General features: G+C 63.7%; 16 protein-coding genes and 1 pseudogene. 14 read left to right on the plus strand and 3 right to left on the minus strand.

What is annotated here, in order from left to right; all coding sequences use genetic code 11:
- Nucleotides 1-16: 16 nt before the first annotated feature.
- Nucleotides 17-1,372, plus strand: a complete 1,356-nt coding sequence (locus FHR27_RS18250; RefSeq protein WP_042556796.1) for a 3-oxoacyl-ACP reductase — start codon at nt 17-19, stop codon at nt 1,370-1,372.
- Here the strand turns inward: FHR27_RS18250 and FHR27_RS18255 are convergent.
- Nucleotides 1,373-1,744: pseudogene (locus tag FHR27_RS18255) on the minus strand (helix-turn-helix transcriptional regulator); the annotation flags it as partial.
- A 234-nt stretch (nt 1,745-1,978) separates the two neighbouring features.
- Between FHR27_RS18255 and FHR27_RS18260 the strand changes: the two are divergent.
- The 5 genes from FHR27_RS18260 to FHR27_RS18280 are packed head-to-tail and all read left to right on the plus strand — an operon-like array spanning nt 1,979 to nt 5,164.
- The gene (locus tag FHR27_RS18260) at nt 1,979-2,830 is read left to right on the plus strand and encodes a MaoC family dehydratase (RefSeq protein WP_042556795.1); all 852 of its coding nucleotides are present in this window, start codon (nt 1,979-1,981) and stop codon (nt 2,828-2,830) included.
- A 41-nt stretch (nt 2,831-2,871) separates the two neighbouring features.
- Nucleotides 2,872-3,174 carry a MazG-like family protein gene (locus FHR27_RS18265; RefSeq protein ID WP_042556794.1) on the plus strand — a complete coding sequence of 101 codons (303 nt, stop codon included), beginning with the start codon at nt 2,872-2,874 and terminating at the stop codon, nt 3,172-3,174.
- Nucleotides 3,174-3,923, plus strand: a complete 750-nt coding sequence (locus tag FHR27_RS18270) for a methyltransferase domain-containing protein (RefSeq protein WP_042556793.1) — start codon at nt 3,174-3,176, stop codon at nt 3,921-3,923. The genes FHR27_RS18265 and FHR27_RS18270 overlap by 1 nt, the downstream gene beginning before the upstream one ends.
- Before the next feature lie 26 nt (nt 3,924-3,949).
- Nucleotides 3,950-4,567, plus strand: coding sequence for a DUF4136 domain-containing protein (locus FHR27_RS18275; protein WP_042556792.1), 618 nt, complete (start codon nt 3,950-3,952; stop codon nt 4,565-4,567).
- Nucleotides 4,568-4,600: 33 nt separating this feature from the next.
- Nucleotides 4,601-5,164 (plus strand): DUF4136 domain-containing protein, encoded by a 564-nt coding sequence (locus FHR27_RS18280; RefSeq protein WP_179539230.1) that lies wholly within the window; start codon nt 4,601-4,603, stop codon nt 5,162-5,164.
- 83 nt (nt 5,165-5,247) lie between these two features.
- Here the strand turns inward: FHR27_RS18280 and FHR27_RS18285 are convergent, their stop codons facing one another.
- Complete coding sequence (locus FHR27_RS18285) at nt 5,248-6,183, minus strand: SdiA-regulated domain-containing protein (RefSeq protein WP_179539231.1); 936 nt, start codon at nt 6,181-6,183, stop codon at nt 5,248-5,250.
- A 291-nt stretch (nt 6,184-6,474) separates the two neighbouring features.
- Here FHR27_RS18285 and FHR27_RS18290 point away from each other — a divergent pair, with 291 nt between their 5' ends.
- From FHR27_RS18290 to trmA, 8 genes are all read left to right on the plus strand, one after another.
- The gene (locus FHR27_RS18290) at nt 6,475-8,766 is read left to right on the plus strand and encodes an ATP-binding protein (RefSeq protein WP_082045935.1); all 2,292 of its coding nucleotides are present in this window, start codon (nt 6,475-6,477) and stop codon (nt 8,764-8,766) included.
- 16 nt (nt 8,767-8,782) lie between these two features.
- The gene (locus FHR27_RS18295; RefSeq protein WP_042556789.1) at nt 8,783-9,268 is read left to right on the plus strand and encodes a response regulator; all 486 of its coding nucleotides are present in this window, start codon (nt 8,783-8,785) and stop codon (nt 9,266-9,268) included.
- A gap of 62 nt (nt 9,269-9,330) precedes the next feature.
- Nucleotides 9,331-11,721: a hybrid sensor histidine kinase/response regulator gene (locus tag FHR27_RS18300; RefSeq protein WP_042556788.1), complete on the plus strand. Its 2,391-nt coding sequence runs from the start codon at nt 9,331-9,333 to the stop codon at nt 11,719-11,721.
- A 116-nt stretch (nt 11,722-11,837) separates the two neighbouring features.
- The gene (locus FHR27_RS18305) at nt 11,838-13,949 is read left to right on the plus strand and encodes a hybrid sensor histidine kinase/response regulator (protein WP_179539232.1); all 2,112 of its coding nucleotides are present in this window, start codon (nt 11,838-11,840) and stop codon (nt 13,947-13,949) included.
- 198 nt (nt 13,950-14,147) lie between these two features.
- On the plus strand, nt 14,148-14,441 hold the full coding sequence (locus tag FHR27_RS18310; protein ID WP_042556786.1) for a hypothetical protein: 294 nt from the start codon (nt 14,148-14,150) through the stop codon (nt 14,439-14,441).
- A gap of 135 nt (nt 14,442-14,576) precedes the next feature.
- On the plus strand, nt 14,577-15,815 hold the full coding sequence (locus tag FHR27_RS18315; RefSeq protein ID WP_179539233.1) for an MFS transporter: 1,239 nt from the start codon (nt 14,577-14,579) through the stop codon (nt 15,813-15,815).
- A gap of 308 nt (nt 15,816-16,123) precedes the next feature.
- Nucleotides 16,124-17,413, plus strand: coding sequence for an NCS2 family permease (locus FHR27_RS18320; RefSeq protein WP_042556784.1), 1,290 nt, complete (start codon nt 16,124-16,126; stop codon nt 17,411-17,413).
- Nucleotides 17,414-17,651: 238 nt separating this feature from the next.
- Complete coding sequence (gene trmA / locus FHR27_RS18325) at nt 17,652-18,749, plus strand: tRNA (uridine(54)-C5)-methyltransferase TrmA (protein ID WP_179539234.1); 1,098 nt, start codon at nt 17,652-17,654, stop codon at nt 18,747-18,749.
- Between the two features lie 217 nt (nt 18,750-18,966).
- Here the strand turns inward: trmA and FHR27_RS18330 are convergent, their stop codons facing one another.
- A complete protein-coding gene (locus tag FHR27_RS18330; RefSeq protein ID WP_179539235.1) occupies nt 18,967-22,347 on the minus strand; it encodes a hypothetical protein in 3,381 nt (1,126 codons plus the stop codon).
- Nucleotides 22,348-22,483 lie beyond the last annotated feature (136 nt).

The raw sequence follows: 22,483 nt of genomic DNA on the forward strand, positions 1-22,483 counted from the left end.
CCCTGGAGTCTGTTCCATGTCCGATCGCTACCTCAACTTCGCCAATACGCCTACCGGACGCCGCCTGGTCGGCGCGCTCGGGCTGCCCGCTCCGCTGCCTCTGGAACGCTGGGTGGCGGGCCGCAACAGGCCTCTGGAAGGTGCGTTGCTGATCGGCGGTAACGGCGACCTGGGCGCTGCAGTGGCAGCCTTCGCCAGCCGCCTGACCGACGAAACCTTCGCCGCTCTCGATGACCAGTACGGCCTGCCGCGCTGGACCGCCGAGCATGGCCCGAAGCTCAAGGGGCTGGTGTTCGATGCCAGTGGCCTGAGCCGCTTCGAGGAGCTCGATGCCCTGCGTCAGTTCTTCCAGCCTGCCCTGAAGAACCTCGGTCGCTGCCCACACGTGGTGGTGCTCGGTCGCGCCCCGCAGACGCTCGACGATCCTCAGGCGTCCAGCGTGCAGCGTGCCCTGGAGGGCTTCACCCGCTCCCTGGCCAAGGAGATCCGCCGTGGCGGCACCGTGCAACTGCTGCACGTCGATCAGGGTGCGCAAGATCAGCTGGAGGGCGCCCTGCGCTTCCTGCTTTCGCCCAAGAGCGCCTATGTGTCGGCCCAGGTACTGCGCCTTCAGCCCTACGCGCAGCAGGTCAACGACTGGACCCGCCCACTGGCCGGCAACACCGCACTGGTCACTGGCGCCAGCCGTGGTATCGGCGCCGCCATCGCCGAAACCCTGGCGCGCGACGGCGCCGAAGTTTTGCTGCTGGACGTACCCCAGGCCAAGGATGCCCTCGATGCCCTGGCCTCGCGCCTCGGCGGACGCAGCCTGGCGCTGGATATATGCGCCGACGACGCGCCCGCGAAACTGGTCGAGGCCCTGCCGCACGGGGTGGATATCGTCGTGCACAACGCAGGTATCACCCGTGACAAGACCCTGGCGAAGATGAGCGAGGGGCTCTGGGAGTCGGTGATCGACGTCAACCTGCGCGCACCGCAGCAGCTCACCGATGCCCTGCTGCAAGCCGGTACCCTGCGCGATAACGGCCGAGTGGTGCTGATCGCATCGCTGAGCGGCATCGCCGGTAACGTCGGGCAGACCAACTATGCAACCAGCAAGGCCGGGCTGATCGGCCTGGCGCAAAGCTGGGCGCCGACGCTGGCCGAACGTGGCATCAGCATCAACGCCGTGGCCCCGGGCTTCATCGAAACGAGCATGACCGCCGCCATCCCCTTCACCATCCGCGAGGCCGGCCGGCGCATGAACGCCATGAATCAGGGCGGCCTGCCTCAGGATGTCGCCGAAGCCGTGGCCTGGTTCGCCCAGCCCGGTTCCGGCGCGGTCAGTGGTCAGGTGTTGCGGGTATGCGGGCAGAGCCTGCTGGGTGCCTGATCAGACTGGGCCGCGCTCGGCTGCCTGCAGCCGGCCGCGGCGGCGAAACTCCACCGGCGTTTCGCCGACCCAGCGCTTGAACGCGCGGTAGAAGGTGCTGGGCTCGGAAAACCCGGTGCGTTCGGCGATCAGCTCGATGCGCTCGTCGGTCTCCAGCAACAGGCGTTTGGCCAACTGGCTACGACGATCGTTGACCATGTCGTTGAAGCGCACATTGGCCTGCGACAGTTGCTCACGAAGCCGTCGGGCGGGCATCTGCAGGCGCGTGGCGACCTGCTCGAGGGTGGCACCTTCGGCGAGTAACTGATCGATCAGCTCATGCACCTGGCTGACCAGGTCCAGGCGCGCTTCGCCCAACGAGCGTCGCAGCAGCGGATTGAGCAGGTATGAGAGCTGCGGCGTATCGGTGATCGACCGCATCAGGGCGCAGCCCGCCGGGTAATTTCATGCATGCTGGCGTCTTCCTTGCCTGGCTGAATGACGACAAGCGTAGGCGGCTTTGAAGATTTGCGCCCGGCCCAAGCGCGGCGGGCACCAATACAGGCTGGCTACTGTCCTAAATCTCGGCGAAAGTACGCTGAATTCCACTTTGCACCGGAGCGCACGATGGCAACCGAATGGCTCGATCTGCACACCCCGCCGGCTCTGCCTGGCCTGCTCCTGCGCGCGGCGATGCGTCGTGGTATCACCGGCAAGGTGCTGCCGCATCGAGGGCTGCGCTGCCAGGTCAGTGTCGACCCCAGCCACCTGGCCCGCTATCGCCAGTTGTGCGGATTTGCCGACGATGCCCGGCTGCCTGCCACCTACCCCCACGTGCTGGCTTTCGCGCTGCAGATGAAGCTGCTCACCGAAGCCGACTTTCCCTTTCCCCTGCTCGGCCTGGTGCACCTGGAAAATCGTATCAGGGTGATTCGCCAGCTCGCCGGGCTGGGCCCTTTTACCCTGAGCGTGGAGACCAGCAACCTGGCGCCCCATGACAAGGGCGCGGTATTCAGTGTCATCACCCGCCTCGAGGACCAGCTCGGGCTGCTCTGGGAAGGTGACAGCCGCCTGCTCTGCCGAGGCATGAAACTGGACGGCCAGACGGTCGGGCGCAGCGACCCTGCCAGCCTGCCGATGGACGAGCTGACTCAATGGCAGGCGCCTGCCAACATCGGCCGCCGCTATGCGCGAATCTCCGGCGACTACAACCCCATCCACCTGTCGGCACTGACCGCCAAACCCTTTGGCTTCCCACGCGCCATCGCCCACGGTCTCTGGAACAAGGCGCGGGCCCTGGCGGCGCTGCAGGCGCACCTGCCGGCCTCGGGGTACAGCGTCGAAGTGCGCTTCCAGAAACCGGTGCTGCTACCGAGCAGCATCCGCATGCGCGCCAGCCTGCCCGCGGCCGAAGGCCAGTTCGATCTGCTCGGCAAAGAGGATGTGCCGCATTTGGCCGGGTACTGGCAGGTCATATAAGCGTCGTGAAAGAATGTGCGGCTATCGCCTGGGGGCACCGCATGAATATCGCCGAACTCACCGCTCGCCTGCACGCCATCCGTGATCGCAACGACTGGCGCCAGTTCCACGCACCGAAGAACCTGGCCATGGCGGCCAGCGTGGAAATGGCCGAGCTGGTGGAGATATTCCAGTGGCTCAGCGAGGATCAGTCGCGCAGCCTGCCGGCCGACAAGCTCGAGCATGCCGGGCAGGAAGTCGGTGACGTGGTGCTTTATCTGCTCCTGCTGTGCAGCGAGCTGGGCCTGGACATGGAACAGGTGGTCCGCGCCAAGCTGGCCGACAGCGAACGGCGGTTCAGCTGATGAGTGACCGTCACTTCGACGAGCTGGCGACCCGCTTCGCCGAAAAGATCTATGGCGGCGCCAAGGGCGCTATCCGCCTCGCCGTGCTGCAGGCCGACCTCAGCGAGACGCTGCCCGAGCGCCCACTGCGGGTGCTCGACGTCGGAGCCGGGCTTGGCCACATGGCCCTGTGGCTGGCCGAGCGCGGCCATCAGGTAACCCTGGCCGAGCCAGCCGAGCCCATGCTGGCTGGCGCCCGCGAGCGCTTCGCCGAGGCGGGTGTCGAGGCAACCTTCCTTCACGCGCCGTGGCAGGAACTGCCGGGGCGCTTCGCGGCGCCCTTCGACCTGGTCATCTGCCATGCGGTGCTCGAATGGCTGGCCGAGCCGGCCGCCATTCTCCCGACCCTGCATGGCCTGACCGCGCCGGATGGCTGGCTTTCGCTGGCCTTTTACAACAAGGATGCGCTGATCTACCGCAACCTGCTCAAGGGCCATCTGCGCAAGTTGCGCAAGGAAGAGTTCGCCGGCGAAAAGCAGAGCCTGACGCCACAGCGGCCCCTCGATCCACGCGAACTGAAGTCGCAACTTGCCGCTCACTGGCGGGTCGAAGTGGAGAGCGGGGTGAGAGTCTTCCACGATTACATGCCACGGGAATTCCAGGCCAGGGCGGCACTCGCCGACCTGCTGGAAATGGAACTGGCACACCGTCGTCACCCGGCCTTCGCCGGACTCGGACGCTACCTGCACTGGATCTGTCGGCCACGCTGAACGCCTGCTCTGCCAGGAGAACCGCCATGAAACGCATCGCGTTATTGCTGCTCACCACTGCCCTGGCGGCCTGCCAGAGCCAGAACCCGTACACCACGGACTCCGTGCCGATGCCACCGGCCCCGCCAGGTGCAGCCCAACACTTCGACCGCAGTGCCTACCCCGCCGCGCCCCGTGACTATGCGGCCTACCGTAGCTGGGCCTGGCAGCAGCGTCCGGCCGGCAGCGCCTGGGCCAGCGCGGACCTGGTCCAGGATGCGCTCAACAATGCCCTCGATCAGCGCGGCCTGCGCCCCGCCCAGGGCAACGCTGCGGCCGACCTCAAGGTGCGCACGGACACTCGCCTCGAGCGCCGCGTACGCCAGGTCGCCGATAGCTACGACCCCTACTATGGAGGCGGTTATGGCAGTTACGGCAACCGCGGCTATTACGGCAACGGTGTCGGTGTGGGCGCCCGCGTACCGCTGACCAGAACCTATGAAGAAGAAATCGTGGTGGTGCGTATCGACTTCTTCGACGGCCGCAGCGGGGAACAGGTGTGGAGCGGGCAGGCGGAAATGCGCAGCAGCGGCAGCCAATCCGAACGCGCCGAGGCCCTGCGCAAGGCGGTCAGCGACGCTCTTGGCGAATACCCCCCAGCATGACCCCCGCTTTCTGACCGATTCAGGAGAACTCTTATGCGCCGCCTGCCTTTGCTGTTGATCCCCGTCCTGTTGCTGCTGGGCGCCTGCCAGAGCCAGCAGATCAACCGTGACTTCGATGCCAGCCGCGACTTCGCCGGCTACCGCAGCTGGAGCTGGCAGGAGCCGGCCGTGCAGTACAAACCCGATGATCCGCGTGTTCGCAGCGACCTGACCGAGCAGCGTCTGCGCAGCGCAGTGAGCGGGCAGCTCGACCAGCGCGGCCTGCGTCCTGCTGCGGCCGGGGCCTCGGGCGATCTGCATGTACAGGTGTGGTTGATCGTCGATCAACGCCAGCAGCAGGTCAGCACCGGCTTCGGTGGCGGCTTCGGCGGCTACTGGGGTAATTACTGGGGCGGCCCCGCCTACAATGAAACCCGTACCGTCGATTACAAGGTCGCGACGGTGCAGATCGACCTGTTCGATGGCAAGGACGGCAAACTGGTCTGGCGCGGCAGTGACGAGCGCATCATGCGCAATGACGAGGGCAACCCCTCCCAGCGCGAGACGGTGATCCGTGAAACCGTGGGCCGGGTGCTGAGCCAGTATCCACCGCGCTAGGGCCGCCGAGGCAGTATCCAGTTGGCGCCACCCGCTCCCTTCGCCCGGGGGCGCGGCGCCTGCGCTGAAATGTCCTTGCCGGGCTAACCGCGCCCTAAACGGTAGAACAGGTTGGGTTCGCTGACGATATAGAGGTTGCCTTGATCGTCGAAGGTCATGCCTTCGCCCTGAGGCACGGCCTTTCCGAGGCCGGCGAAGTCGCTGTCCAGGGTACGGAAACCGATCAGTTCACCACTTTCGCCATCCAGCTCCATGATCCGCTTCGACTCGTCGCTGAGCAGCGCCAGGTTGCCGGTATGTTCGTCGAAGTGAACGGACGACAGATCGGACGCGAATACCGAATCGCGGATCCAGTCGTCGTGATCGATGATTTCCAGGCCGAAATTACCCTTCACGCTGCTTTTGAAACCGCGGATTTCGTAGAGCTTCATGGGCGAATGCTCCTTGACCACGAACAGCCGATCCCGCGCCCGGTCGTAGCCCACCCCTTCGAAGCCCTGATTGCCGTCACGCTGGATGCCCAGCGTCAGGGCGCGATAGTCCTCGCGAAACAGCGCCCCGGCGCGTTCCGGTACAGGCACCACCACCAGCGCATGCTCGCGTTCTTCGGCGAGCAGCAGCATGCCATCGCCCAGGTAGGTCACACCCTCGACATCGCTGAAGCCGCTCAGCGGGTAACGCGCGAGCACTTCGCCATCCTTGCTCATGGCCAACAGTTCTTCGGGGTTGTTGAGCACCGCCCACAACTGATCGCGCTGGTCGTCGTAGCTCAGGGCCGAGAGGTTATCGCTGACGCCACCGACCACCTTGGCGTCGATCTGGACCTTGTACCTGTGGGAAAGCAGGCTGTTCGGTGCCCATTGCGAGATCGCTGGGGTGGTCAGCCAGTAATAGAGGCGGTCGTCCAGGTGCAGAGCGCGCATCTGATAGCCGGCAACGAGCAGGATCAACAACAGCAGCCACGCCCACGGGCGCAGGACGGGCAGACGGGAAAAGGCCCGCTTGGCAGCAGATATCATGGCGATTCTCGAGTTCACGGATGCAGGCAGTCTGCCTGGAGAATGTTGCAGTCCGTCGATAAGACGGGGACCGCTTTGAGAGGCACGCGCGCATGCAAAGTTCCTCGCCGCCCGGCATTCTGCGCGCAGTGACGCAACCCGCGCTCCCCCGCATTACGGTTTACCCGGCCTGCGAGACCGTGCAGACTGACTGTGCAGGGAACTACATACGTGCAGAGAACTTCATGGCGCCATTGCCCCTGGCGACCGCGGCGTCCCTGCCTCCCAACGCATCCGCCCTCGAGACCGCTCATGCAGACCGGCCTGGAACCGAAGGAGAACATCTTGGCGTCCAGCGAAACCATCACTTCATTGAGCAGCGCCATCGCCAACTGCGCCAAGGAACCCATCCATATTCCCGGCAGCATCCAGCCCCAGGGATTTCTGATGGTGTTCCACGAGCAGGCGCTGACGGTACTGCAAGTGAGCGAGAACGTCGCCGAATGGCTGGGCGTGGATCCCGATCAGTTGCTGGGCCGGCATCTGGACGCATTGCTCGAAGACAGCGCCATGCTCGCCGAGCGTCTGGAGCAGCTGTCTCACGATGAAACCACGCCATTCCACGTCGGCGACGTGCGGTTCCGTGAGGGCAGTCGCAACGGCCAGTTGATCGCCATGATGGTGCACCGCTACGACGGCGTGCTGATCGCCGAGTTCGAGCCGACCAGCAACGTGATCGCGGCCTACAACAACCTCTATCCGGTGGTGCGCACCTTCATCGGCCATTTGCAGGACGCTGACGATGTCGACGAGCTGTGCCGCCTGTCGGTCGACGAAGTCAAACGCATCACCGGTTTCGGCCGGGTCAAGGCCTACAGCTTCGATGCCGAGGGCAATGGCCTGGTGCTCGCCGAACGTGTCGACCCGGGTTATCCGAGCTACCTCGGCCTGAGCTTTCCTGCCGCAGACATTCCGCCCCAGGCGCGCGCCCTGTACGTCGGCAACCGCATTCGGGTGATCGAGGATGCCAACTACCAGCCGTCGCCACTGCGCCCGGCGCTCAACCCGCTGACCGGCAAACCACTGGATCTGAGCTACGCCGCGCTGCGCAGCGTGTCGCCGGTGCACCTGCAGTACATGCGCAACATGCAGACCATCGCTTCGATGTCGATTTCCATCGTGGTCGAAGGGCAGCTCTGGGGGTTGATCTCCTGCCACCATGCCGAAGCCCGCTCGGTGGGTTTCCAGACCCGCACCGCCTGTGAGCTGCTGGGGCGCATGTTGTCGCTGCAGGTCGAAGCGAAGATCGCTCAGGCGCGCACCCAGCATCTGCTGCAGTTGCGCCAGCAGATCGTGCAGATGCTCTCTGCCATGGCCGACCGCGACAGTATCAGCGACGGGTTGCTGTCACTGCCCGATACCTTCTTGAACTTCGCCCAGGCCAGTGGGGGAGCGATCATTTCCGCGTCGCGTTGCGACCTGCTTGGGCAAACGCCGCCACGCGACCAGGTCAACGCGCTGGTGCACTGGTTAGGTGCACGAACCGGCGAAGACCTGTTCCAGACCGACAACGTCAGTCGCGACATTCCGGAGCTGCCTGGGCTCGCCAAACATGTCGGCGGCCTGTTGGCCGTCGCCATCTCCGAGCTGCACTCGCATTACCTGATCTGGTTCAAGCCGGAGCAGACGCGCATCGTCACCTGGGCTGGCAAGCCAGAGAAGTCGATCAGCTCCAGCGGCGTGCTCAACCCGCGCAACAGCTTTGCGCGCTGGCAGGAAGACATCGGTGGTTTTTCCACCCCCTGGCACGCACAGGAACCGGAAAGCGCGCTGGAGCTGCGCAACGCGGTGCTTGGCATCGTACTGCGCAAAGCCGAGGAAATGGCCCAACTGGCCAGCGACCTGAAGAAATCCAACAAGGAACTGGAGGCCTTTTCCTACAGCGTCTCCCACGACCTGCGCGCGCCACTGCGGCATATCGCCGGTTATGCGGAGCTGCTCGGTGATTTCGAAGGTAGCAACCTGTCGGAGCGCGGCGTGCGCTTCCTCGATCACATCAGCGAGTCGGCTCGGTTTGCCGGCACCCTGGTGGACAACCTGCTGAGCTTCTCGCAGATGGGCCGCTCGGCGTTGCGCTTCTCCGACGTCAACCTGCAGGCTCTGGTCGACTCGATTCGCGAGGAGATGAAGCCAGACTACCAAGGACGCAACCTGGAATGGCACGTGCGACCACTACCGATGGTGATCGCCGACGCTGTGTTTCTGCACCTGGCGCTGCGCAATCTGCTGGCCAACGCCATCAAGTACAGTCGCGATCGCAATCCGGCGGTGATCGTCATCGGCGCCCAAGAGGACGATGACGAGGTCGTGGTGTTCGTACGCGACAATGGCGTCGGCTTCAATATGGAGTACGCCGACAAACTGTTCGGGGTTTTCCAGCGCCTGCACCGCATGGAAGAATTCGAAGGCACAGGCATAGGCCTGGCCAGCGTACGACGTATAATCGAGCGCCACGATGGTAGAGTCTGGGCAGAGGGCACAATTGACCAGGGCGCCACCTTTTACTTCGCGTTACCCAAACGCCACCACCCCGCGCTTTCTTGACGGGAAGAGGACTTGAATGCTCAAACCGATTTTGTTGGTCGAAGACAACCCCCACGATCTGGAACTGACGCTGATCGCGCTGGAGCGTAGTCAACTGGCCAATGACGTGATCGTCATGCGTGACGGCGCCGAGGCGCTGGATTATCTGTTTCGTCGCGGCGCCCATGCCGACCGCCTGCCCGGCAACCCGGCGATCATGATGCTCGACCTCAAGCTGCCCAAGGTGGACGGCTTGCAAGTGCTGGAGACGGTTCGCGAATCGTCTGAATTGCGCAGCATTCCCATCGTCATGCTCACCTCCTCGCGTGAAGGCCCTGACTTGCAGCGTGCCTACGAATTGAACGTGAACGCTTACGTGGTCAAGCCGGTCGAATTCAAGGCCTTCGTGTCTGCGATTTCCGATCTCGGTGTATTCTGGGCGGTGCTCAACGAGCCGCCTCCTGGCTCGCTGCGTCTGCACCGACGCAGTTCAGAGACCGAGTCGGAATCCGACGGCGACTGACGATCAATACGCTTTCGCTTGAAGCGCGGGCCTACTCCAGACAGTAACTGACGACCCATTCCATGCCGCTCGAGCCCCTGAAACTGCTGTTCATCGAAGACAGTCCGCGTGATGCGGAACTGGCCCTGCTAGCGCTGGAACGCAATGGACTGTTGGTCGACAGCACTCTGGTCTATGACCATCAGGCGGCCGAACTCGCACTGCAGAAAGACAGCTTCGACCTGATTCTTTCCGACTACCTGCTGCCGGGATCGTCAGGGGCTCAGGCACTGGAAGTGGCGCGCCGCCTGGCACCACAAACGCCCTTCATTTTCCTGTCCGGTATGTTCGGTGAAGAACACGCCGTGGAGATGATGCGCCTCGGTGCCGTCGATTACGTGCTCAAGCAGAATCTGCCATTCCTGCCCAAGGCCATCGACCGGGCCATGGCCGAGGTCAACGAGCGCCATGAACGCAGGCGCGTTGAAGATACCCTGCAAGCGGTCGAAGCCCGTGCCCGAATGGCCATTGGTGCAGCACGCATGGGCATGTGGGATTACGTGCCAGCGACCGACAGCATGATCTGGGACGAACGCTGCAGGGCGCTCTATGAGCTGGATGCGGACGATGACGTCGGCATGGCGGTCTTCTACGAGCGCTGCCACCCCGATGATCGCCTGCAGTTGCGCAAACAGGTTGCCGAAGCGCTGTCCAAAGACACCGGCAACGAGTTCCAGGCCGAATTCCGCCTGCCCTTGAGCAATGGTAGCGAACGCTGGATTTCCGCCCGCGGTCAGGCTTTTTTCGACCAGGGCACCTGCACGCGCTTCCTCGGTGTGCTGCATGACATCACCGAACAGAAGCAGGCCAACGAAGCCCTGCTGCGCCTCAACGACATGCTCGGTGAGCGCGTCGAGAAGCGTACCCGCGAGCGTGACCGCAACTGGGAGCTGTCTCGTGACCTGCTCGCGGTGCTGCGCTTCGACATGCATCCCAGCGCGCTCAACCCGGCCTGGGAACAAACCCTCGGCTGGTCGCGTCAGGAACTGATCCAGGGGCCGCTCTGGGAGTTGGTGCATCCCGAAGACCTCACCGACACCCTGCAACAGATCGAGCAAGTGACCTCGGAGAACGTATCGGTACGCTTCGTCAACCGCGTGCGCCATGCCAATGGCGACTACCACTGGCTGTCCTGGATTCTGGTGCGCGACGACGACCTGCTCTACGCTGCGGTGCGCGACATCACCCATGAACGGGCGGTAGTGGAAGAGCTGGCCGCGACCAACCAGCAGTTGCGCGAACAGATCGCCGAACGCGAACGCGTCGAGGCGACCCTGCAACAGATGCAGCGCCTCGAGGCGGTCGGCCAGCTCACCGCCGGCGTTGCCCACGACTTCAACAACCTGCTGACGGTGGTGCTGACCAGTACCAGCTTCCTGATCCGCGACCTGGAAAAGGGCAACCTGGACAAGGCCCGCAACCGTCTGCAGAACATCACCGATGCCGGCGAGCGCGGCGCCAAGCTCACCGGCCAGTTGCTGGCCTTCTCGCGGCGCCAGCGCCTGGTGCCGGAAGCGGTCAACCTGGGCGAAACCGTGCTCGGCATGCTGGAACTGCTCAAGAGCACCCTGGGCGGCAGCGTACTGATCGAAACCACGACCGAACCCGGACTGTGGCACGCACGGGTCGACCCGACGCAGATCGAACTGATCATCCTCAATCTGGCGATCAATGCCCGTGATGCCATGGTGATAGGCGGCACGCTGCGCCTGGGCACCAGCAACGAGGTCATCACCGAGACGCCACGCCGCCCGGAAGACCCGGAGCCCGGCGACTACGTGGTGCTGTCGGTCCAGGATTCCGGTAGCGGCATGAGCGAGGCGGTGCTGGCCAAAGCCTTCGAACCCTTCTTCACCACCAAGGAGATCGGCAAGGGCTCGGGTCTTGGCCTGGCCCAGGTGTTCGGTTTTGCCAAACAGTCGGGTGGGGGCGCCCGCATCCTCACGGAAATGGGCGTTGGCACCACGGTCAAGGTATACCTGCCGGGCCTGCGCAACGTCATACAGCCCGATGATGCCATCTCCAGCCAACCGCTACCGGTTGCCGAACATGGTGCACAACGGACGATTCTGCTCGTCGATGACGATCCACGCGTACGCGAAGTTACCGCACTGACGCTGGACGCCCTGGGCTATCAGGTACGCGAAGCGGAAAGCGGTGCGCAGGCCCTGAGCAAGCTCGACGGCGAAATCGACCTGCTGCTGGCAGACTTCGCCATGCCAGGCATGAACGGCGCCGAACTGGCGCAGATCGCTCGCCAGCGTTACCCGGCATTGCCGGTGGTGTTCGTTACCGGCTATGCCGAACTGGGCGGGCTTGACGCCGATGAAGCCTTCATCGTGCAGAAGCCTTACCGCAGCGAAGAACTGGCGGAAAAGCTCCAGTATGCCTTCGCCAGCTGCAAGTCCAGCTGAATACGCAGCCTGCGACTGGTGGCAAGCCCTTGCCATCGGTCACGGCCCAACGGCGCTCCATGCACGGGTGGCGCCGTTGCGCTAGCCTGTCCCGACCACTGCTCGCGACCTAGATCATGCCCTCAGAATCCTGCCTGTTTGCCGGCCAGTCCGGTGACACCGTCGATATCATCCGACGCTTCGATTGGGCCGCCACTTCGCTCGGCCCGATCAACCAGTGGCCGGACGTGCTGGTCAGCAGCACGCGCCTGATCCTCTCCTCGCCAACGCCCATCGTGCTGCTGTGCGGGCCGAGTGGCGTGCTGATCTACAACGACGCCTACGCGACCTTCGCTGGCCTGCGCCACCCGGAAATCTTCGGTGTGCCCGCCGAGGAGGCCTGGCCGGAGATCGCCGATTGGAACCGCCACGTGATCGCCACGGGCCTGGCGGGCAAATCGATATCCCAGGAAAACCTCTACCTGCCGCTGCGCCGCCCGGGCCTGCAGGACGATGCCTGGATGAACCTGTACTTCAACCCGCTGCTCGATGCCCAGGGCAACTCGCACGGCATGATGTGCATCGCGGTGGAAACCACCCAACAGATGGTCGCCACCCAGCAACGAGCCCAGGCCGAAGCCGAGTTGCGCGAGGCCAACGAGCGTATCGAACTGGCGCTGAATGCCGGCGCAGTGCTTGGCACCTGGGTATGGGACGTTCCCAACGACAGCGTCAGCGGCGATGAGCGATTCGCCCGGGTCTTCTCCATCGATCCGCAGGAAGCCCGCCAGGGCATGAAGCTGGAACGCGTTACGCCGGCCATCCACCCGGACGACCGCTCCAGGGTTGAAGCCTTGATCGCGCGGACCATGCAGACGGGCGGCGACTACCGTGCCGAATACCGCCTGCTGCAGCCAGACGGCAGTTACCGCTGGACCGAAGCGAACGGCCACTGCGAACTGGCGGCGGATGGCACACCCCTGCGTTTCCCCGGCGTGCTGATCGATATCGAAAAGCACAAGCAGACCGAATTGGCCCTGCGCCAGTTGACCCAGAACCTCGAAGAGCGTGTCAGCGAAGCGGTGCTGCAGCGCACCCAGGCCGAGGAACTGCTGCGCCAGGCGCAGAAGATGGAAGCCATCGGTCAGCTCACGGGCGGTATCGCCCACGACTTCAACAACCTGCTGGCAGGTATTCTCGGCAGCCTGGAGCTGATCCAGCGCAAACTGCCGGCCGCTGAAAACCCGGTACTGATGAGGTTCGTCGAGGCTGCCATCGCCTCGGCCAACCGCGGCGCCTCACTGACCCACCGCCTGCTGGCCTTCGCCCGCCGTCAGTCGCTGGACATGCGTCCGGTGGAGGTCAATGCCCTGGTGCAGGCCATCAAGGAACTGCTGACCCGAACCCTGGGTGAGCAGATCAAACTGGAAATCCAGCTGGCCGAAGACCTGTGGCCGACCCGCAGCGATGGTCATCAACTGGAAAATGCGCTGATCAACCTGGCCATCAACGCCCGTGACGCCATGCCCGACGGCGGCACGCTGCGCGTCGAGACCCGCAATACGCAGCTCAGCGAGGCGGACGCGAAGAACCACCAGGTGCCGGCTGGCGACTACCTGCTGCTGGCGGTCAGCGACACCGGCTGCGGCATGTCCCAGGAGATCATTCGCCACGCCTTCGAGCCATTCTTCACCACCAAACCGATCGGCCAGGGCACCGGCCTGGGTCTGTCGATGGTCTATGGCTTCGTGAAGCAGACCGGCGGCTACCTGCAACTGGAAAGCCAGGTCGACCGCGGCACCACCCTGAACCTCTACCTGCCACGCTTGCACGTCGCGCCGACCGAGCCGACCCACACCGCACCGCTGCCAGCGCCACGGGGCACCGGCGAGCGGATTCTGGTGGTGGAGGATGACAAGGTGGTGCGCATGCTGATCGTCGAGGTACTCGAAGAGCTCGGCTACCAGCTGATTCAGGCTGGCGACGCGCAGAGCGCTTTGAGCCTCCTGGAACAGCACTGGCCGCTCGACCTGCTGCTCACCGATGTCGGCCTGCCCGGCATGAACGGCCGTCAGCTCGCCGACGCCGCACGCTATCGACAGCCGAACCTCAAGGTGCTGTTCGCCACCGGCTACGCCGAGGGTGCCGAGGTGCGCGACGGCTACCTGAGCAGCGGCATGGAGATGATCGCCAAGCCGTTCTCGTTCGAGGCCTTGGCGAGCAAGATCAAGACGATGCTCGAGGGCTGATCTTCAGCACCAGGGCGCGGCGCAGGCGATCGGGCCAATACGCCATCTGCAAACTCCGGGAACTCCACCACCGGCAGGCAGCCCAATATGCCAGCACGGCGGTTTTGTGGCCCCTCCCTGGTTGCCCCGCCGCAAGCGACGTCGGCAATCGCTCCCGGCCATTTCTGACCGTCTCCTCTGTTTTCCAGGAATCTGTCCATGCGCGTAGAAGGCTTTTTCGAATCCCTCGGTGAGGCGTTCGGTTCGTTCATCCGCTTCATCGTCGATGCCCTGAGTGGCGTGATCGCCCTGCTGGGTGGCGCGGTGGCGAGCTTCATCGATGGTATGTCCGGGGCGCTGGGCGTGACCCCGTCGCTGCTCAGCATCGGCGTGCTGCTGATCGGCCTGATCCTGCTCTACAGCGCCGTACGCTCGTTCATGCGCGGCTCGGTGATCGCCGGGCTGATCTGGCTGTTCCTCGGTTTGTGGCTACTCAGCGGTCTGATTCGCTAGCGCCTCGAAACATCCCGTCCTGGGCGGGGTGAACCCCGGCAGTTGCCCCTCGTCGCGGCCTGAAGCTTCTTGCATCCAAATGTTACAGAGGACGTGCTAGTCTGGGCGGCCACCGTTAGCCGCCTAAGTATTCCAATGTCCGTTCATGGTCAGTTGCTGCTGCGTCATCACACGCCCTTCATTCGCTTCTGGCTGGCGCGGGTGTTCACCGCCAGTGGCTTTCAGATGCTCACCGTGGCCATCGGCTGGCAAATGTACAGCCTCACCGGCAACGTGCTCGATCTGGGCCTGGTCGGTTTGGTGGAGTTCCTGCCGAAGATCCTCTTCATCCTGCTGACCGGCCACGTCGCCGACCGTTTCGACCGTCGCAAGGTCGCGGCGCTGTGCCAGTGCGGCCAGGCTGCAGTCGCCATCACCCTGCTGATCGGCAGCAGCACGAGCAGCCTGACCCGCGAGATGATCTTCCTCATCGCCTTCATGATGGGCACGGCACGGGCCTTCGAGATGCCCACCACCCAGGCACTGCTGCCGAACATCGTGCCGCCCGGCCTGTTCCCTGCCGCCGTGGCCGCCTCCAGCTCGGCGATGCAGACCGCGACCATCGTCTCCCCCGCCCTCGGCGGCGTGCTCTACGCGGTGGCACCGGCCTGGGTATACGGCCCCGCGCTGGTGCTGTACATGATCGCCATGGCCCTGATGCTCAGCCTGCCGTCGCAGCAGAAGCCGCTGAAGCAGAAGATCTCGGTGGAATCGCTGCTGGCCGGCTTCCGCTTCATCCGCAGCCGCCCGGAAGTGTTCGGCGCCATCTCCATGGACATGTTCGCCGTGCTGCTCGGCGGCGCCACCGCGCTGCTGCCGGTGTTCGCCAAGGACATCCTGCTCACCGGCCCCTGGGGCCTCGGCCTGCTGCGGTCGGCGCCGGCCGTAGGTGCACTGCTGATGTCGATCTACCTGGCGCGCCATCCCATCGAGCGGCGGGTCGGCCCGGTGATTCTCGGTTCGGTGGCGATTTTCGGCGTGGCGACCATCGGTTTCGGGCTGTCCACCTCGCTGTGGTTCAGCCTGGCGACCCTGGTGCTGCTCGGCGCGGCGGATATGGTCAGCATGGTGATCCGCGGTGCCTTCGTGCAACTGCAAACGCCGGACGAGATGCGCGGCCGGGTTGGCGCGGTGAACAGCCTGTTCATCGGCGCCTCCAACCAGCTCGGCGACTTCCGCGCCGGCGTCAGCGCCGCCTGGTTCGGCACCGTACCGGCCGTGCTGATGGGCGGCGTAGGCGCCATCGCCATCAGCGTGTTGTGGATCAAACTGTTCCCGGCGCTGTCGAGCCGCGACCGTATCCATGATCCGCTGGTGGGTGACGAAAAACCGTAAGGGCGGTAGAACGGCAAGAGCGGCCGGCCGGTGACAATGTGGGAGTGGGCGGGGACGCCCGGCCCTCCATGCCCATGACTTTTCGCGCGAGTGGCGCGCTCCCACAGGCAGCGAGACCAACGGCCGGTATCACCACACGTTTGCCGCTACCAATGCCCGGACGAATCTGTCCGTTCGGGCATGATTCCAGCCTGCAAACGAACTGCTATGATGCCGCGCTTTCGAGAACCGGCAATCCTTGGCATGTGAAGTGCTTCGCCTGGGTTCTGCACCTATCAACACGCGTCCGCTGCCCCTCGGAGCCCCTCATGCTGGAAAGACTGTTCCAACTCAAAGCGCACAACACCAACGTGCGCACCGAAATACTCGCGGGGGTCACGACCTTCCTGACCATGGCCTACATCCTGTTCGTCAACCCGAGCATCCTCGGCGAAACGGGCATGGACAAGGGCGCGGTGTTCGTCGCCACCTGCCTGGCGGCCGCTTTCGGTTCCGCGGTGATGGGCCTGATCGCCAATTACCCGATCGCGCTGGCACCGGGCATGGGCCTCAACGCCTTCTTCACCTATACCGTGGTGATGGGCATGGGCCACACCTGGCAGGTCGCACTGGGTGCGGTGTTCCTGTCGGCGTGCCTGTTCTTTCTGCTGTCGATCTTCAAGATCCGCGAATGGATCATCAACAGCATTCCGCTGGAGCTGCGTTCCGCCATTGCCGCTGGCATCGGCCTGTTCCTGGCACTGATCGCCCTGCAGAACGCCGGCATCGTCGCCGCCAACCCGGCGACCATGGTCGGTCTCGGCGATCTGGGCTCGCCCGCGGCACTGCTGGCGATTCTCGGTTTCTTTCTGATCATCGGCATGGAGGCGCTGCGCATCACCGGCGCGGTGCTGATCAGCATCCTGGTGGTCACCGGGCTGAGCATTCTGCTCGGGGTCAGCGAGTTCGGCGGCCTGGTGTCGATGCCGCCCTCCCTGGCACCGACCTTCATGCAGCTGGATATTGCCGGGGCGCTGGATGTCGGCCTGATCAGCGTGATCTTCGCCTTCCTGTTCGTCGACCTGTTCGACAACTCCGGCACCCTGATCGCCGTGGCCAAGAAAGCCGGGCTGATGCGCAAGGACGGTCACCTGCCGAAGATGGGCCGCGCCCTGATCGCCGACAGCACTGCAGCCCTGGGCGGCTCGCTGCTGGGTACCTCGACCACCACCAGCTACATCGAATCGGCGGCTGGCGTCAGCGCTGGCGGGCGCACCGGGCTGACCGCCATCGTGGTCGCCATCCTGTTCCTGTTCGCCCTGTTCTTCGCCCCGCTGGCCGGCAGCGTGCCAGCCTTCGCCACCGCGCCAGCGCTGCTGTTCGTCGCCGTGCTGATGGCTTCCGGCATGGCCGAGATCGAATGGAGCGACATCACCGTGGCCGCCCCCGTGGTAGTCACTGCCCTGGCGATGCCGCTGACCTACTCGATCGCTACCGGCATCGCCTTCGGCTTCATCACCTGGGTCGCCGCCAAGACCCTGGCCGGGCGTTTCCGTGAGCTGAACGGGATGTTGGTGGCGCTGGCTATCTTCTGCGTGATCAAGCTGGCGTTGTTCTGAGATTTCGCCTTCGATCAGGCATTCGCTCATCGGTGGGCTGAAGCCCACCCTACGCCGCTCACTGCCACCCGATCGGTCATGTAGCTCCCACAGGTAATGCATCGATCGTTCCCACGCTCTGCGTGGGAATGCCTCCCCGGACGCTCCGCGTCACGCAGCGCAGATGATCGACGGTGACGGCACGCCGGCAGCGGAATCGCTACAATGGCGCCCCGTTTTCCTGCCGCACGAGTGACCGATGAGCCGTCCCGCATTCGACCCCGCCGCCTACGACGCCCAACTCGCCGAGAAAAAGGCTCGCCTGGTGGAGCTGCTGGCGCCCTTCACCGCCCCGGAGCCCGAGGTGTTCGAATCGCCGCGCGAGTACTACCGCCTGCGTACCGAGTTCCGCCTGTGGCGCGAAGCCGGCAGCGAGAATCGTCACTACGCGATGTTCGAAGCCGGTGACAAGCACAGTCCGATCTTCTTCGAAGACTTCCCCATCGCCAGCCTGCGCATCAATGCGCTGATGCCGCGCCTCAAGGCCGCCTGGCAGGCCAGCCAGACGCTGGGCTTCAAGCTGTTCCAGGTGGAGTTCCTCACCACCCTGACCGGCGATGCGCTGATCACCCTCTGCTACCACCGCCCCCTGGACGATGCCTGGGAGGCTGCCGCCAAAGTGCTCGCCGACGAGCTCGATGTGAGCATCGTCGGCCGTTCGCGGGGCAAACGCATCGTGGTTGGACGCCCCTATGTGGAAGAACGACTGGACGTGGCTGGCCGTACCTTCCGCTACCGCCAGCCAGAGGGAGCCTTCACCCAGCCCAATGGCGAGGTGTGCCAGAAGATGCTGGGCTGGGCCTACGACGTACTCGGCGAACGCGAAGACGATCTGCTGGAACTGTATTGCGGCAACGGCAACTTCACCCTGCCGCTGGCTACCCGCGTGCGCAAGGTGCTGGCCACCGAGATCAGCAAGACGTCGGTCAATGCGGCACTGGCCAACCTGGCCGACAACGCGATCGACAACGTCACCCTGGTGCGACTCTCCGCCGAGGAGTTGACCGAAGCGCTCAACGAGGTTCGCCCGTTCCGTCGCCTGGCCGAGATCGACCTGAAGAGCTATGACTTCGGCAGCGTGTTCGTCGACCCACCCCGTGCCGGCATGGACACCGACACCTGCGAGCTGACCCGCCGCTTCGAGCGCATCCTGTACATCTCTTGCAACCCGGAAACCCTGGCGCAGAACATCGCCCAGTTGCACGACACCCACCGCATCGAGCGCTGCGCGCTGTTCGACCAGTTCCCCTATACCCACCACATGGAATCAGGGGTGCTGCTGGTTCGTCGTCGTTAAGGCGATAGCGGACCTTCGATTTGGTGGGCTAAAGCCCACCCTACAGCTGAATGGTGGGAGTAGAAGCTCGGTCTACATTCTGTGGGAGCAGGCCATGCCCGCGAAAAAATCGCGGGCATGGCCCGCTCCCACAGGTACTGCACCGATGACCTCTATCGCCTTGAAACAGCCATCTTAATGGCCCGCACGCTCCAGCGTGCGGGCCGTTAGCGCGTTATCAGCTGACCTGTTCCAGCCACTTGTCGACGTCCTTGCGGCTGATCTTGCCGTCGGCTTTGACGTTGTTGGGATGGAAACGGATGGTGTCGAGGAATTCGAAGAATTCCTTGTTATCCATCAGGAACTGCACGGCCTCGATGTCTTCTCTGGAGTTGTCGAAGCGGTCGTCGCCCTTGAGCAGCTTGTTGAAGTCCTTGTCGCTGACGATATCGTCGCTGCCTTGCCATTGCTCCCAGTTGTCGACGATGCGGTCGATCTTGTCCTTGTTCTCGCGATAGAACTCGGCGTCGAACTTGCCGCTGTAGGTCACCAGATCCGGCATGCTGTCGCGGAACCAGTCATTGCCGATACGCCCTTTCTCCTCGACCTTCTCGGTGAACGCCTTGAAGTGCTCGGGCTGGGCTTCCCACACCGGGATGTCCTCGGGGTACCAGGCGTCGAAACGGTCCTCGTACTTGCCCTCGTAGTACTTGTATTCGTAGCTCATGTGAACAAGATAATTGAGCTTGTCGCCCCACTCCTTCTCGAGCACGCCATCCTTGTCCAGTTCGCGGAAGTAGTCGCGCACCTTCTCGACCGTCTCTTCGCTTTTCTTCAGTGCGACCACCCCACCGATAATGGCGCCGATGAAGCCGAGCACGGCCCCCACACCTCCGGCAGCGGCAGCGACGACACCGGCAACGGCCCCTGAGCCAACGCCAATGGCGGCGGCAAGCCCGGCGCCGCCCATGACCAGACCGGCCGTACCGCCAACCAGTTGCAGACTCTTGGCCGCGAACTCCTCGGGCGTGCCGCCTTCCTTGCGCAGCTTGTCGATGCCCATGCCACCGAGTACCAGGTCGAGCACCCCGCCAGCTACATCGGCGATACCGCCAACGGTCGACAACGCACCACCGACCCAACGTAAGCGGTCGGCCTCCGGAATGTCCTTCGTATTCGGATTGCTGCTGCCAATGTTGGTGATGTTCTTTTTCACCTCTTCCTGCTGCTCGGCAGGCAATTGCTCGATGATGTCTTCGATCGATGGGCGAGAATCGCGCGTATGGGTGTCGAAGTCCTTCCAGAAAGATTCCGGCGTGAACTTGTCGCCAAAATCGATTTCCGGCAATTTATCGAGTTTTTTCTGGATCTCCTTGAGCTCAATGGCCTCCGATTCGGGGGCATCCTTCGGCTTGAAATGCTTGTCCCAGACGGTTTCCTTGAGGCTCTTGCCGAGCCCGAGAGAATCGGCGGCTCCCGGTTTGCGGAACAGCTCTTCATACGCGCCGGTGACCATGGTGGCCATTGGCGAGATCATGCTGATGGTGGTGACGAAGTTCTTCGCCGCCTCGATGCGCTCGGCCGGTGTCTCGCCGAAATTCAGGCCGCCATCGGCGAGTTTGTAGATACCCGCGACCATCGAGATCAGCCCGGCGCTGGAGCTCAGCACGCCCGTCTTGCCGAGCTTTCCGAGCACGCCGGCGGCACCGTCGCGTTCGGCCAGCGGCACCTTCTCGACAGCCTTTTCGATTTTCTCGGCAGTGATGGCGCCGGACTGCCCGGAAGGATCGGCGATGCTCGCCTTGGCGCTGTCCTTGAGCAATTGGGTCAGCGGCCCGCGGGAGCTCTCCACCGAGGTGACGAGCTTCTGCTCCTCGGCATTCAACTCGGGCTTGGCCTGGCCGCTCTCCTTGCCGCCGCCAAAGAAGTAGTTGTAGATATCGGTACCGCGTTTGGTCCCCAGCACCGACGTCATCAGGGTGGTCAGCAGGGTGGACACCATGTCGCTGGTGGCCTTGTCGACGTTCTCTTCGCCGACCCCCTCCAGGCCGTCCTTGTACAGTTCGTTGAGCTGTTCGATGGGAATACCGAACTTGTATTCGGTGTCGATCTGCGCTGCCAGTTCGGGATCCAGAAGGCTCAGCGACTGCATGTCCGATGAATAGCGGGCTGCCGCACCTTCGGGGTTGTCCTTCGCCAGCGCTTCCATGGCCTTCTTGTACTCGGGATCGCGCAAGCTGTCGGCCAACTTGTCCTTGAAGCCGTCCTTGTCCTCGACCTTGTCGATGGCCTCCTTGAGCAGGCGGTCGTTGTCGGCGGCGATGTCCGGGTCGGTCATCAACGCCAGCAGCTCTTCGCCCAGCTTGCCCTCGTCGACCAGGCCGCGCATTTCAGCCGCGCTCATTTCCTTGGGGTCCTTGCCATAGCTGGTGTTGGTGGTGCCGGCGAAGGCGCCATCCTCGGTGACATAAGGCAGGAACTGGAAACCGCCGTTGAGCATGGCCCGCGCCTCCAGCAGGCGCAGATACTTGGCTTCCTTGGAGTCGTCCGGCTTGTCCTTGTATTGCTCCTTGAGCTTCTCGTAATACAGCTCGCCGACGGTTTTCGGCTTGCCATCCTTTTTCTCGCTGGTCTCGGCCAGCATCAGGTCGGTGTCCTTGGCCGGTGGTAGATCGCGATCCTCGAAGGCCTTGTCCACGGCCCCCTGCTGCTTCTCTACCTGAGAACCTTCCAGGTTGGCGAAGTGCTCGGGGGTGACACTTTCGATGACGATGAACTTGCCACGCCGGGGCGTTTCGACGGCGAGTACGCCAGGAGCCAGGGACTCCACCTTGGTATCGTCGGTGAGCACTGGAATGTCGTCCCGGGCGCTCATCACCTTGTAGCCTTCGTCGTCGATCTTGTTCTCGATCTTGTCACGTACCTCGGCGAGCTCCTTCACCCTCTTGTAGGCCTCGGGGGATACCTCCTTGGATACCGCGTACTTCTTGCCATCTGCGGTGGTGAAGAGTGCGGTGTCGTTCGCGCCATAGGCACCGCTGTCGTCGACGGTCAGTTGAAAGCCGTTGCCGGGGTGATACACCGAGGCACTCATGTCCATGTAACCGTCTTCGATGAAGCGCAGATCGCCCAGCTCGGGAATCTGCTCGCCCGAGGTGACCACTTCGAAACCGCCGGCTTCGCGCTGGCCCAGCCAGATTTCGTGCTCGTCGGACAGCCCTTTCTCCGTCCAGGCCGGGGGGCCCTTGACGTCGCCAGCGTCCATCTTTTCCTTGGCGACCTCATGCAGGCGCGGATTGACGCCTGCGTGCACCAGCACCTGATCGCCATTTTTCATGGTCACCAGCAGCAGGTCGTCCCATAACATCAGGCGATGGCCGCTGGAAGACAGCCATTCGCTCTCGACGTTGGCGATGTCTTCTTCCTTCCACTGGTGGTTGCTCTCGGCCAACGGCGGCTTGCCGTCCAGGTAGGGGCCACGGTGCTCCTTGTAAGCCTCGATGCCTTCCTTATCGAGCTGCCCGCCCTTGTTCTGCGCCTCGCGCAGCTTGTCATCGAAATCACTGTCACCGGTTTGCCCGGTCACTCGTTCTGGTCGTGTTGTATCGATGGTGCTCATCGGCGTCTGCGCTCCAGCTCGATAAGTGGACAAGGTCGCAAAACCGGATGGCGATCCTTGTGCAAAAGAGAGTGCCTGTGGCACTTGTTGAACGGCGCAGAGCTGTGCGTGACGACTCGCGAAATGACGAAAACGA

It is taken from the genome of Pseudomonas flavescens (assembly GCF_013408425.1).
GTDB lineage: Bacteria > Pseudomonadota > Gammaproteobacteria > Pseudomonadales > Pseudomonadaceae > Aquipseudomonas > Aquipseudomonas fulva_A.